Source organism: Pseudomonas sp. NPDC087804, from assembly GCF_044742965.1.
In the GTDB taxonomy this organism is placed as follows: Bacteria; Pseudomonadota; Gammaproteobacteria; order Pseudomonadales; family Pseudomonadaceae; genus Aquipseudomonas; species Aquipseudomonas rustica.
The window spans coordinates 23,216-35,874 of the sequence record NZ_JBIUVN010000035.1 but is presented as its reverse complement, the minus strand read 5'-3'; the positions used below and the strand labels follow the sequence as shown (position 1 = coordinate 35,874).

8 protein-coding genes, 1 other RNA gene and 1 pseudogene (1 of these 10 cut by a window edge) are annotated in these 12,659 nt (G+C 58.4%); 3 read left to right on the top strand and 7 right to left on the bottom strand.

From position 1 onward, the window contains the following. Positions 1 to 7: 7 nt before the first annotated feature. The 3 genes and pseudogenes from ACIOMO_RS25640 to ACIOMO_RS25630 form a co-directional block, all read right to left on the bottom strand. A complete protein-coding gene (locus ACIOMO_RS25640; protein ID WP_401244265.1) occupies positions 8 to 3,337 on the bottom strand; it encodes a Tc toxin subunit A in 3,330 nt (1,109 codons plus the stop codon). A gap of 225 nt (positions 3,338 to 3,562) precedes the next feature. After that, positions 3,563 to 4,426, bottom strand: coding sequence for a methyl-accepting chemotaxis protein (locus tag ACIOMO_RS25635; RefSeq protein ID WP_371262359.1), 864 nt, complete (start codon positions 4,424 to 4,426; stop codon positions 3,563 to 3,565). Then, positions 4,421 to 5,347 (bottom strand): annotated as a pseudogene (locus ACIOMO_RS25630) (methyl-accepting chemotaxis protein); the annotation flags it as partial. The gene ACIOMO_RS25635 and the pseudogene ACIOMO_RS25630, both read right to left, overlap by 6 nt. A 389-nt stretch (positions 5,348 to 5,736) precedes the next feature. Here ACIOMO_RS25630 and ACIOMO_RS25625 point away from each other — a divergent pair. Next, on the top strand, positions 5,737 to 6,408 hold the full coding sequence (locus tag ACIOMO_RS25625) for a histidine phosphatase family protein (protein ID WP_401244263.1): 672 nt from the start codon (positions 5,737 to 5,739) through the stop codon (positions 6,406 to 6,408). Further along, positions 6,405 to 7,238, top strand: a complete 834-nt coding sequence (locus tag ACIOMO_RS25620; protein ID WP_401244261.1) for a phosphatase PAP2 family protein — start codon at positions 6,405 to 6,407, stop codon at positions 7,236 to 7,238. Before ACIOMO_RS25625 ends, ACIOMO_RS25620 begins: the two co-directional genes overlap by 4 nt. A 131-nt stretch (positions 7,239 to 7,369) precedes the next feature. Here the strand turns inward: ACIOMO_RS25620 and ACIOMO_RS25615 are convergent, their stop codons facing one another. The 3 genes from ACIOMO_RS25615 to ACIOMO_RS25605 all read right to left on the bottom strand — a co-directional run bounded on the left by ACIOMO_RS25615 (position 7,370) and on the right by ACIOMO_RS25605 (position 11,183). After that, positions 7,370 to 8,809 carry an ArnT family glycosyltransferase gene (locus ACIOMO_RS25615; protein WP_401244259.1) on the bottom strand — a complete coding sequence of 480 codons (1,440 nt, stop codon included), beginning with the start codon at positions 8,807 to 8,809 and terminating at the stop codon, positions 7,370 to 7,372. Between the two features lie 69 nt (positions 8,810 to 8,878). Next, a complete protein-coding gene (rimJ, locus tag ACIOMO_RS25610; RefSeq protein ID WP_053117000.1) occupies positions 8,879 to 9,466 on the bottom strand; it encodes a ribosomal protein S5-alanine N-acetyltransferase in 588 nt (195 codons plus the stop codon). A gap of 310 nt (positions 9,467 to 9,776) precedes the next feature. Further along, positions 9,777 to 11,183, bottom strand: a complete 1,407-nt coding sequence (locus tag ACIOMO_RS25605; protein WP_401244257.1) for a DUF2252 domain-containing protein — start codon at positions 11,181 to 11,183, stop codon at positions 9,777 to 9,779. Between the two features lie 138 nt (positions 11,184 to 11,321). Here ACIOMO_RS25605 and ACIOMO_RS25600 point away from each other — a divergent pair, with 138 nt between their 5' ends. Further along, entirely contained in the window at positions 11,322 to 12,251 is a 930-nt protein-coding gene (locus ACIOMO_RS25600) for a YeeE/YedE thiosulfate transporter family protein (RefSeq protein ID WP_401244255.1), read from the top strand. Between the two features lie 202 nt (positions 12,252 to 12,453). On the opposite strand, the gene ssrA is transcribed toward ACIOMO_RS25600, so the two are convergent. Beyond that, positions 12,454 to 12,659, bottom strand: a transfer-messenger RNA (tmRNA) gene (gene ssrA, locus ACIOMO_RS25595); it runs 189 nt beyond the window's last position.

The following is a 12,659-nucleotide window of genomic DNA, read 5'->3' as shown; positions in this document are numbered from 1 at the left end:
GATGGGATCAGTTTCCGCTGGCCATTACCGCCTCACCGACGGATTTCCAGTGTTCTTCAGGGCTGTCGTTCTGCAGTCTGGTCGCGTCAAGCAAGGCCGCCGCGCCCAGGCCGGTTTTTGCGCAGGTGTCGTGACAGCGCACAAGCCAGTCAATGTCCTCCATGGTGCTGGCCCGTGAGCGGGGTAATCGGGCGGTCAACAGACTGACTTGCGCCGGCGTCCAGTTCAGCAGTCGCGCCAGATGAAGGTTGCTGGCGTCCGCGGATGAGCCGGGTTCGTTGGCCAGCTCCAGATAATTCAACAGGCTTTCTTCATCATGCTGATGGGTCGTCATGCAATGGACTATCCGGTCGAGCAGGTAGAGGGTCTCGAGTGTCAGCGCCAATGCCGAATTCGAGCGTTGCAGCCAATCGGGATGGTTCTGGAAAACCTGTAATGCCCTGTTGCTCATTTGCAGCTGAACGGCTGCCCGGGCATGGCGCAGGACGGGTTCGAGGGTCGATGCGAGAGCGTTCAAGCTTTCCGAGGACAATGCGGCAAGCAGGATTCGGTGGATCGAGGACTTCGCCCAGGTCACTACGCCCTTTGCACACGTCATGGGAAGCCAGCAGGTTTCCTGAAGAAACGTCTCGATCAGATGTTGCTGTCGATCATGGGCTGGCAGGAGCAGGTCTTTGAGTTTTTGTCGGGCGTTTTTCTTTAGTCTCTGGCTTTGCGCGTCGTCGTCGACGTGAATCAACAGCGCGGGTAATTTCTCGAGGGCCGCGTCCATCTTTTCAGAGGCGTCGTCCGTTGCCAGCGGCGCGAAATTTTTCACCAGACCCTTTTCATCGAGCAAGTCGATCGCCAACTCTGCGCGCAAATTCGCACTGTCGGGCAATGACAAGGCTGCCAACTCGGGCGTCGTCACCACGGCTTTTCGTGTTGCAACCTGCAGACTGGTGAAGTGTTGCAGCAACTTCCCCAGCATTTGCTCGCTGCTGCTTGCCGGCTCGAGGAGCTGCTGAAGTCCCGGGATGTCAAAGACGGACTGCTTGATCCAGCGGCTGATCCAGTCCATTTGCATCAGGACATCAAGCATGTCGAGATCCCGTGGCGGGCTCTCGGCGCTGGTCAGTCTGACCTTTACGTAGGTTTCAAACAGTGCCCGGTTTGCGCCCTGCCTGGTTAGCGTCACGAAAGGGCTTTGCAACTGCAGCAGTTCATCGAGAGTGCCACCGTAGGTGGACACAGTCCCCGCTAAGGGCGTGACGGTATTCGCCGCGACCTCATGAGGCATCTTGAAATAGAGTTCAGGCGTTCCCCCGGATGAATTGCGGGGATAGCGGACAGTGATCACGTTGTCGATCGAGTCGGAAAAAAAAGCCGTTCCTATCTCGATGCTGGAGCCTGGAAGCAAGTGCCAGTGCTTCATGTCCGCCGATAACGGGGCGCCGATGCACAGGTTTATCTTGAGCCCTTCAAGATCGGAGCAATCGACCTTGATTTCATGCTCTTTGGTCTGACCTGACACCAGATACGCGGCGATCCTTTCTCCGCCCAACAGATTCGCCAGCGTCGCACTTTCACTGACGGTGAAGCCGAACAGTTGCGCAATGCGAGCCTGGCGGTAAATGGAAGACAACGTGTGCGCGTCGCACTTCAGCGAGCCCAGTTGTTTCTCGGTATTTTTCACAATGTGCAACAGCGCGTTTTCCGACAGGGGAATACCCAGGCTGGCGCTCAAATGCTGCAGAACCGAATGCGAGAGTGGATCTGTCGGGTTTGACGAAAACGCTCGGCCATCAAGCAACAGCGGCTCATCGAACAAGCGCGCCTGATTGAAGATCCGGTCAAAGAGTGCCGGCTCATCACTGGTCGCGGACGTTGATACAAGGTGCAGTAATGCGGCGAATTCCTCAGCCTTGAGTGAATAGTTGCGCTGAAAATATCGATACACACCGAGTGCGCGAATCACATAGCGATCAATTTGCAGACTGGGTTCAGGTGCGCGCGGCGAGCCCATGGCACTGCAGATGAGGACATCCAGATCGGCAAAGGGCATCTCCAGCCAGCGCTGCAGGCGAATCATTCGATGCAGGCGCTCTAAACGTTGCGCGGTTGCATGTGTGATGCGCGCAGGTTTCGTGTTTCGGTCGATCGTCATCGCCGGGTAGCGGGCGCTAGTCGCACCGTTGACGTAACGGGCTGTACCGGCACCGAATGAGCTTGCCCCCAGGCGATTCTGAGGGGAGTTGTGCAGGGCGTATCGGCCTTGCGCGAGTAATGCCTCCAACTGGTCGGCATTGAGCCCGGTTCGCTCGAGGAAGGTGCTGATGTGACTGAGATCGTCGGTCGTTGTCGGGCCGTAAACAGGTTTCCAGTACTGCGACTGTTGCTCGGCTGTAAACGAATCACTTGCGATGCTCGACAGTGTTCTGGCATCAGGCCAGTCAGTCAGGAGTGCCTGACGCTTGGGTCCCAATCCTGACATCAGGGCCTGTGCCACACGCGGTGAAGATTGCGGCACGCTGCCATAAAGATGGCTTTCATGCTGGCTTAAGGGGAGATGCTGGCTGATGCGATAGTTCAACTCGCCCAGCGCAGTGTTTTTTTCGTTCAGCCCCAACAGGCATTGGTGATGAAAGAATTCGTAGGGAAGGACGAAAGGGAACTGCCGTTGAGCCAGCAGTTTATAGGTCGATTGAGCTTTGTCGGGGGCCGATAACAGCCCTGCGCGAATATTGTTGTCCAGCGTTTCGTTGACGATCCTGAGCATCGGTTGAGCAGTGAAGGTGCTTTGATGACTGATCGACAGTAGCGACAGATCCGGGCGTCGTGCAGCCAAAAGAATTCGATCGTTTTTCTCTTCGCTGTTTACTGAGGGACTTGACTCCAGTTGCAGGGCAAACAGGTACAGCGCGCGGAGATAGGCGACCTGCGAATCGATGGCGGCAATCGAATCGACCTTGCAGGCATCGTCCCAGTTTTCCATGAACAGATGGGTATAAGTGGGGGCTTGTTCCTCGGCTTTGCGAATGCTCGACGGATGCCAGTGGTGTTGTGCTTTTCCATCTGAAGTGCGCTGTTCCCGGTAGAGATGAGTGAGCTGCGCCGCGAGACATCTGACATTGTCGAAAAGCATTTTTGTATCGATTGAGGACGACAGTTGGCGCAGTGATTGTCTGGCTTCAACGCCGGCGCGGACCCTGGCGGCGAATTCGGCCTCGGTCAGTCGGGTGATGTCGAAGATCGAGCCGAACTTCAGATCCTTGTCGAAAAGCTCTTTGAACTCGCTCTCCTGATCTTTCGGACTGTGCGTCTGAATCAACGTCTTGAGCAGTGTTCGGTCGGTCATCCCGGTTGTCTCCTTCTCTGTGGAGAATCGACACTACGCGGGACGCTTCGACAGCGCTGTCAGCCATTGCGGCCGTTGGACACAGGATATTCGCCGCTGCACATCGGAAAGGGATCACGAGGATGTAGGAATTTGAAGGGCGGGGCGGGATATGCTTCGGGCGCTGTAGATGTCGTTGCACGGCTCCAGCGCCGGAGACGTGCAACGGACAGTTTAGTGGTCGATTCAGACCCGGAAGTGGCTGACCATCTGCTGCAGCTGACCACCCAAGCGCGCCAGCTCAACACTCGACGCCGCGGTTTCATCACTCGCCGCCGCGGTTTGTTCCGAGACGTCGCGCACGTTGATGATGCTGCGGCTGATCTCTTCCGCCACCGCGCTCTGCTGTTCAGCCGCCGCAGCAATTTGCTGGTTCATCGACTGAATGTTCGACACCGTGCGGGTGATGCTTTCCAGTGACAGGCCGGCCTTGCGCGTCAGCGCGACACTGCTGTCGGTCAGTGCGCGGCTGTTGTTCATCACCGCCGAAACTTGCTGAGTGCCGTTCTGCAGACCGGCGACCAGGCCTTCGATTTCTTCGGTGGATTTCTGTGTGCGCTGGGCCAGGCCACGCACTTCGTCGGCAACCACGGCAAACCCGCGACCGGCTTCACCGGCGCGCGCGGCTTCAATCGCGGCGTTGAGCGCGAGCAGATTGGTCTGTTCGGCGACGGCTTTGATCACGTCCATGACGCTGCCGATCTTGTCGCTTTCCTGTTGCAGCACGCTCATGGCTTCGGTCGAACGCACCACTTCGCTGGCCAGACGTTCGATCTGCGCGATGGCTTCGTTGACCACTTTGTCGCCTTCACGGGCTTCGCCGTCAGCGGCGGCAGCGGCTTGCGAGGCTTCCTCGGCGTTGCGCGCAACTTCCTGCACGGTGGCAGTCATTTCGTGCATTGCGGTGGCGACCTGATCGGTCTCGACTTTCTGGCTATTCACGCCGGCGCTGGTCTGCTCGGTGACGGCCGACAGCTCTTCGGCGGCGCTGGCGATCTGGGTGACGCCGTCGCGGATGCCGCTGATCAAATCGCGCAGGGTCACGCCCATGCGCGCGATGCCTTGTTGCAGCACACCGAGTTCGTCGCGACGGGTAACGATGACGTTGTGGGTCAGGTCGCCGCTGGCGATGCGGTCGACCACGGCCATGGTTTCGCGCAGCGGACGGGTGATCTGACGGGTGATCAGCACGGCGGCAATCACGCCAACCAGCAACGCCAGCAGGGTGCTGATCAGTTGCAGAGTACGGGCCTGAGCGCTTTCGGCGTCACGACGATCGAGTTGAATCTGATACAGCTGCTCGCTCTGGGTGACGATGGTCGCGCCCTGATCGGTCATTTCCTTGCGCGCCTGCACGGCTTCGCTGTTGGCGTTTTTGAACGCCTGCAATGCGCTGCGGTAACTGACCAGCGCGGTCTCCAGCTGACGCAGGGCATCTGCCTGAGTGTCAGCGAAATGCACGTTCAATTGCTTGAGGCTGGCGATCGCGACGTCGAGTTGGGCGACGGCTTTCTGCTCGGTGTCGGCGTTGGTGGCGGCCATGTAGCTGCGCACTTCGTAGCGGGTGAGGATGAACGCTTCCTTGGCCGTGGTGATGGCCTGGAACTGTTCGAAACGTTGCTCGCTCATGTCCATTTGCTGCACATGTTTGCTGATCGATTCGATCTGACGGTACGCGGCCTCGGCATTCACGCTCATGGCGTCGCGCGCACTGTTGGCGGTGCGGTAGGCGTTGCGCATTTTGTTCAGCGAGGTCTGGTATTCAGCGATGGTCGCCGCCTGCGCCTTGAGCAACTTGACGTTCTCCGGGCTCTTGAAGCTGCTGATCAACTTCTGCTGTTGCGCGGCGAAGGCTTCAAGGGTGGTCTGCACGTTTTGCGCGGCGGTTTCATCGCCGTTGGTCAGCATGTATTGCAGGCGCACCACGCGCAGTTTGGTCAGGCCGGAGTTGAGCTGGGTGATGTCGCTCATCCAGTTGCTGCGGTCGATCAGGCCGCCGAGGCTGGTCCAACCGGTCAGGGCCAGGACGCAGGTCAGGGCCAGCACCAGGCCGAAGCCCAGGCCCAATTTCATGTTCACGCTGATGTTGCCGAACCAGCTATTCATCAAAAATCCTCCAGAAACGTTGGGTTTCTTGGTCGTCGGTTAGGCTGGAAGATTGTTGTTTTTTTGAGCCAGCAAGGGTGTTAGCAGGTCTGTATCGGCCGCAATGCCGAGAGCTGAAAGGATTTTGTCCTACGGAATTTGTAACAAAGGATCCCAAGACTTTTTTCACATGGGTTTCACTGGCTGCCCACGCCCGCCTCTGTACCTTCGCCGCATCGAATGACAAGTGATGCATGCCGGTGAGGCGGCTTTTTGTGGAATTGAGACTGAATCTGTTCGGCGTCAAACGCTCGATCGATCTGAGCGGTTTGGCGCGTTTTCGCAACACGTGGGTGGTGTTGGCCGCCTCCGTGCTGGTGATTCCTTTGACTTTGTGGCTGCTCGCGCCCGCTGCCGTGCCGGATCTGGCCCACGGCAATGTCGCCGGCGCGCAGGCGTTGGCGCAGGGCTGGGCGCAAGGCGACATGATCGTGCTGGTGCGCCACGTCGAACGCTGCGATCACTCGAAGGCACCGTGCCTGAGCGGCAATGACGGCATCACTCAACGTTCACGCAGTGTCGCCGACGCGGTCGGCTCGCAGTTCGAACAACTGGGCCTGAGCAACGCCGACCTCTACAACAGCCCGATCGAGCGCACCGTGCAGACCGCCGGTTACATGTTCACCAAGACCTCCACCGCCGCCGATTGGTTGATCAGTTGCAAGGGGCGAATGTTGCAGGAGGCGCTGGCGCACAAAGTGCCGGGGCGCAATCTGATCCTGGTGACCCACAGCGAATGCATGGGGCAACTGGAGAAAGACCTGAATGTACCGCCCTCCGATCCCGGCTACGGTTCTTCGCTGTTTGTCGCCGCTGCCAATCCGGCGGCCCCACAAATGCTCGGCTTCATTGAAGCCTCCGACTGGCGCACGGTGACCACCCGATGAAATCGCGTTTCTACGCTTACAACTTCGGCATCCCGCTGCTCTGTGCAGCGGTGGTGTTTCTGCTGTTCGACATGACCAAAATCGACATCGCTTTCAGCAACCTGTTGTTCGACCCGCTGACCCAGACCTTCCCGCTCGACAAAATCCACTTCTTCGAAAAACTCACGCACAAATGGGCGCGGATCATTCCGAACTGGACGGGCGAGATTGCCGTGATCGGTGCGATGCTCTCGGTGATCTGGCCATTGGTCAGCCCGCAGAAGCGGCCACGACTGGGTGCCTTTCTGCAGCGCAGCCGAGTCGCGCCGGTGCTGCGCTTTGCCGCTGATCATCGTAGGGATTTTTTCTTCGTCGTGGTGGCGTTCGCCGTTTGCACCGGGGTGATTCACTTCCTCAAGGCGCACACCAGCGTTTACTGCCCGATCGAGACCACGCTGTACGGCGCCAAAATGGCTCATGTCGAGTGGTACGAGAATTTCCAGTTGTTCCATGAAGCGGGCGAGGGCCGTTGCTGGCCGGGCGGGCACGCGTCGGGTGGTTTCACCATGCTGGCGCTGTACTTTGTTGCGCGACGCTACCAGTGGCGGTTTTCCAAGGCGATTTTGTGGGGCTCGTTGTTGCTCGGTTTTGTCTACGGCACGACGCGCGTCCTGCAAGGCTGGCACTACATGTCCCACACGTTTTGGGCAGGGATCTTTGTCTGGCTGGCGTGTTTGCTGACAGCGTTGGCGTTTTATGGACGGGCGCGGCTGGAGATGCCGGTGTTGGAGAAGCATGAGCGGACAGTGTCAGTCGCCACGTCGGCAACAGTTGGAATGCCCATCCAGTGAATAACCTGTGGCGAGGGGATTTATCCCCGATGGGGCGCGAAGCGGCCCCTCTCTTGATTCAAAAGAAAGGGCTGCTGCGCAGCCCATCGGGGATAAATCCCCTCACCACAGGAGTGTGTGTTTAGTCTGGTTTAGTCGGTGACAAAGTAATAAGCCTGCCGCCCAACCATCATGGTCTTCAGCACTTTCAGCGGCGCAACAGGCTCAGCATCCGCCGAGATCACCGCCACATTTGTCGCTGCCGCCCCCAGAAACGCCCGCAACTGCGCCTCCGTATCCAGCCCCCTCAGCACACTCTGCGTATAAAACACGCTCGCACCGCCCACCCGCTCATTCGCCTGAAACAACGCCACCTGATGACCACTGGCCTGCAGCGATTGAATGTGTTCCGTCAGCGGCAGGAACGACAGGTGTTTATCCGCATTCGGCAGCGCCCACTGCGCCGCCCCGAGATAACCGGCGATCACCACAGCCAACACGCCGAACCCCAATGCCTGACGCCGCCGAGCGATCCAGCATACAAATCGATTCGCCGATTCGTACGCTTTCAACCGCTCAAACAACACAAATGCATACTCAGCCGCGATCACCGCAGCCGCCGGCGTCATCGACATCAAGTACACCGTGCGCTTGCTCGACGCCAACGTCAGCATCACAAACTGCGCGACGATCCACAGGCTGAAAAACAGCAGATACCGATTCGCCTTCAACTCTTTACGGAAGTGCCACAGCCCCAGATACACCAGGATATTCCACGGCAAAAACGCTTGCGGCAGCTTGGCGAGGTAGTAATAAAACGGCTCGTAATGCCCGGCCTCAACGAACGATCCGCTGAACCGTCCGACACTGTTGGTCAACAACACCTCTCTGACCGCTTGCGCACCGCCATGCTGATAAAGCACCACCAGCCAGATCAGCAGCGGAATCAGACCGACGACGGTGAGCAATCCCGGCCGCAACCAATCCCTGATCTTCAAGCGCCGGTCGATCAGGTTGTCCGCCAGCAGATAAGCAAAAATCACCACGCCGGGCATCGCCAAACCGAGCACACCTTTACTCAGCGTCGCAATGGCGATGCCGACGACAAACAGCAGCGAATTGCCCAGCGTCGGCACTCGCTGCGCCTGAAAAAACGCCAGCAATGCTCCTGTTACACCGAGCGCCAGCAGCGCGTCTTCACCGACGCCACGTACGTTGCTCCAGTAACTGGCCATGGTTGCCAGCAGAATCCCCGCCGTCCACGCGACCCTTTTCGGCCGCTCGAAGCGACGCAACATGCCGTACAACAACATCACGCTAAACAACCCGGCCACCGCCGAGGCCAACCGCACCGCCCACGGCGAAACGCCGAACACGCGCATGGCGCCGGCGTCCAGCCACAAACTCAGTGGGGGTTTTTCCAGAAACGCTTCGCCGAACAGACGCGGCGTCACCCAGTCGTTGTCCAGGTGCATTTCCATGGCGATGCCGGCGACGCGGGCCTCGGTGGAGCCTTGCAACTGATGGTTGCCCAGCGCAAAGAAAAACAGCAGGGCGGCAAGCAGAAACAGCGAAGTGACGGCACGCGACATGACGTTCAGGCTACCGAAAGGGGCGGGAACCCCGAGCATACGTCGGCAATGCTGAACAATTCGTGAAGCTTAAGCGAGTGGTCGCGACCAACGTTTGTCCGGTGTTTCGAACCGCGGATTGACCAGTGCCGTCAGCACATGATCCTGCCAGCGTCCGGCAATGTTCAGATACGCCTTGGCGTAGCCCTCACGCTCGAAACCCAAGCGCTCCAGCAACCGCGCACTGCGCTCGTTACCGGGAATGTAGTTGGCCATGATCCGGTGCAGGTTCTGGCCCTCGAACATGTACGCGATGCCAGCCTCCAGCGCTTCCTGCATCAAACCCTGGCCCTGATGGGCTTCATCGATGTGATAACCCAGATAACACGCCTGAAAAGCCCCGCGAATAACCCCGCTGAAATTGCACGCGCCGATCATCTGCTGGCCGTCCGGCGACAACAGCGCGAAATGCATCGCCAGCCCGGCCTCGAAGGCACTGGCCTGAATCTCGAGACGTCGACGGATTTGTGCAGTGGAGAAATATTCAGTGGTACGGATCGGCGACCACGGCGCGAGATGGCGCAGGTTGCGGCGATAGAACTCACTTTCGAGTTCCGCCTGATCCGGGGCAAGAATCGCCAGCGTCAGGCGTTGGCAGGGCAGGGTCAACAGCGGCATCGGACGTTCCGGTCGGCGGGGTTGTCAGACAGCATTGCCCGACACCGCAGAAAATACAAACCGGTTGATGTTCAGTAGGAGCTGCCGAAGGCTGCGATCTTTCGCTCCTGCGTTTTCAAGATCAAAAGATCGCAACCTTCGGCAGCGCCTACACGGGAAACTTTGAACGATGAGGAATTTCAGGCAAAAAAAAGCCCGCAGGAGCGCGGGCGAACCGTAGTTTCTTGAATGAGCGAGCGAACTTTACAGGTTCGGTCGGGCAGGGGCAGTGAAGAAAAATTCATCTCGTTTGCGGCCGCTCTAGCCCGGTTCAAGGCAGGTAATCAGCGGTAAAGTCGGCTTCCGAACGTGCGCGCAATCGACCTTTGCGACAGGCCAATTGAAAGCGTTCGAAGTCGCGTTCATTTTGCGCGGTGTAGCTTTGCGCGTACGTCAACAACGCATCGGCGAGCGCATCGCTTTTGCCGATGTAGCCGCTGATTTGCGCGGCTTGCCCGGACGCTTTCGCATGCGCGCGGGCCAGGGCACGACCGCAAACCCGTCCATAGGCGGCGAAGGTTTCAGCGTCGAAGGTTTCCAGTTCGGCGGAGATTTTCATGTCGCGCAGTTGCCGCACATAGAAATGCCGACCGTTGGGCCCCGTCGTCCAGCCGAGAAACAGATCGCTGGCCGCCTGCATTAAACGCTGACACTCGACCACGCGCTGACCTTCGTGGCGCACCCGCGATTTGCCTTTGACGTAATCGGCAAGCACCGAGCGCCGCGCCTCCTTGAACTGCAGAAACAGCGGAAATTCCTGATCGTCGGTCATCAGCGCCACCAGACAACGCGTGCCGACGCTGCCGACGCCGACCACTTTGAACGCCATGTCTTGCACATGAAACCGCGACAACAATTCGCGACGATCAGGTTGCAGCGTGCCGCGATAATCGCGCATGAACATCTCGTAAAGCGGACGCCAGTCCGACAGTCGCAGCCAGTCATCCTCGGCATCGAGCAACGTGGAGTTGTTGTGCAGATGGAAAATTTCCGGCAAGTCATCGCGAATAATCTGACGCCCGTGTTTATCGCGCTCGCTGATCTTCGGCAGCAGTCCTGCGTGAGTGCGCTGCTCAGCTTTTTCGACAGCCCGTTGCACGTGTTCAAGCGTGGTTTTGCGCGCCTGCGCGAGCAAGTCGGTGTAACTGATCGACTCGTACCAGTTCTCCAGCGAACTCTGTTCGGCGCACTCCAGCAGGGTCGCTTGATACGCGCCGATCATGTCGCGACACACCGACTCCTCGACCGAATCGCCGTGGCGCAAGTCGCGCGCGGCAATCACCAGACTGGCGGCCAGACGTTTCAAATCCCACTCCCACGGCCCGGGATGCGCCTCGTCAAAATCATTGACGCTGAAGAGCAGATTGCGCTCCGGCGTGGCGAAACCACCGAAATTCATCAGATGACAATCACCGCAGATCGGCGAAATCAAACCCATGGTCGCCGTGCTCGACAAGTCATGCGCCTGCAACAACGCATTGCCGCGAAAAAACGTAAACGGCGACACCAGCATGCGCCCGTAACGCAACTCCACCAGCGACTCGACACGCCCCTGACTCGACGCCTTGATCAGCGGAATCGGATCACGACTCATCTTGCCCGTCGAAGCCTGAGAGCCGCGCGAGCACTGCTTGCGTGCGTCCTTGCCGGTTTGCATGCGGTCTTTTAAGGAAGTCATGATCACTCGGGTGTCGGCGTTGAAAGGCATGTGCGCTGTGAGTGTAGAAGCGCTTTCGCACTTCACCCGCAAGGTTTGCACCGCGCGCGATCTGCGATAACGTCCAACCGACCTCACGTTCCGAAAACGGAGAGCCTCGTGCTTTCACTGTTGATTTCGCTACTGCTGGCCTTCCTCATCGGCTTCGTGTCCCAGCGCATGGGCATGTGCCTGGTCAACGCGGTCGGGCAACTGCTGCGACGCCGGCCGACACTGTTTGTGTCGCTGGTTTCCTGCGGTCTGTTTGGATTGTTGCTGGGGCCGTTGTACGGATTGTCCGGGTTCAGTCAGCCGCTGTTTATTCCTGAAGTGGGTTATTGGTCACTGGTACTTGGCGGCTTGCTGTTCGGTATCGCCTCGGTGCTCAACGATGGATGCAGCGTCGGCACCCTGACCAAACTCGCCAGCGGTCATCTGGCGAAAATATTTACGGTGATCGGCTGGGTGCTGGGCATCGTGCTTTGGCACCACCTCAACATGCTCACTGAACACAAGATTCAGCAGATGGCGGAAATATCCAGCCATCAGTATTGGCTGACTATCGGCATCGTCTTACTGGTTCTGGTGTTTTTGTCACAGATGCATGGCGATCGGCGTGTGGTGGTTTCGAGCCTGCTGCTCGGCGCTCTGACCAGCGCGCTCTACACGCTCGAACCACAGTGGACGCCGAGCGTGTTCTTTTATGACTTGTCGCGGATGTTCTGGGCGATGGATGAGGGCGCGTTGACGGTTCAGCGAGTGGCGGTGTTTGGCATGTTGCTGCTGGGGATGCTGGTGTACACGTTGAAGCGACGGACGTTTTGTTATCAGCGGTTGCAGTGGTTGCCGGTTGTTCGGCATTTACTGGCCGGGATGCTGATGGGAATTGGCGCGTCGATGATGCTGGGCGGGAATGACTCGCAGATCTTGTTGGTGTTTCCGACGATGACGTGGGTGGGGGCGGTGCCGTTGGCGGCGATTGTGTTGGGGGTTTTGGTGGGGGTTGGGGGGAGAGGGGTTTGGCGTAGAAGAAATCTGACACTCTCTTGAGTGCATTTGCCAGCGATTAGCCGCCTTAAGCCAGTTTACTCATCAGCGACCGCGCAAAATCCTTAAGACGGATTGAGTACCCCAGAATCGAGTTTCCGCACGGCGCTGGCGTACTCTAAAATCTGAGCTCATACATTCAATCCAGCGAGATGATTGAATTTCAGCCATAAAAAAAGACGTCCGAGGACGTCTTTTTTTGAGTTGGTGGAGCCGGGGGGATTTGAACCCCCGTCCGCCAGTACTCCGCTGTCGGTACTACATGCGTAGCCGTTTCTATTAAGTTAACCCTCAGCGACCCGAAGGGCAGGGTGCTTTGGGCGAGTTGTGTAAGTTTTAGCCGCTTCGTGGAGAGCGTGGGGGGCGGGGATTGGGTTCTCTAGGACAGTGTCTTTGGGGTTACGGGGGTGG

What these genes read in the sequence shown, in the direction of transcription:
- ACIOMO_RS25635 (WP_371262359.1), bottom strand. Translation starts at nt 4,426, where the DNA reads ATGGGCGTGACCCTGCGCGATTTGATCAGCGGCATCCGCGACGGCGTC.
- ACIOMO_RS25605 (WP_401244257.1), bottom strand. Translation starts at nt 11,183, where the DNA reads ATGACTTCCTTAAAAGACCGCATGCAAACCGGCAAGGACGCACGCAAG.
- ACIOMO_RS25620 (WP_401244261.1), top strand. Translation starts at nt 6,405, where the DNA reads ATGAAATCGCGTTTCTACGCTTACAACTTCGGCATCCCGCTGCTCTGT.
- rimJ (WP_053117000.1), bottom strand. Translation starts at nt 9,466, where the DNA reads ATGCCGCTGTTGACCCTGCCCTGCCAACGCCTGACGCTGGCGATTCTT.
- ACIOMO_RS25615 (WP_401244259.1), bottom strand. Translation starts at nt 8,809, where the DNA reads ATGTCGCGTGCCGTCACTTCGCTGTTTCTGCTTGCCGCCCTGCTGTTT.
- ACIOMO_RS25640 (WP_401244265.1), bottom strand. Translation starts at nt 3,337, where the DNA reads ATGACCGACCGAACACTGCTCAAGACGTTGATTCAGACGCACAGTCCG.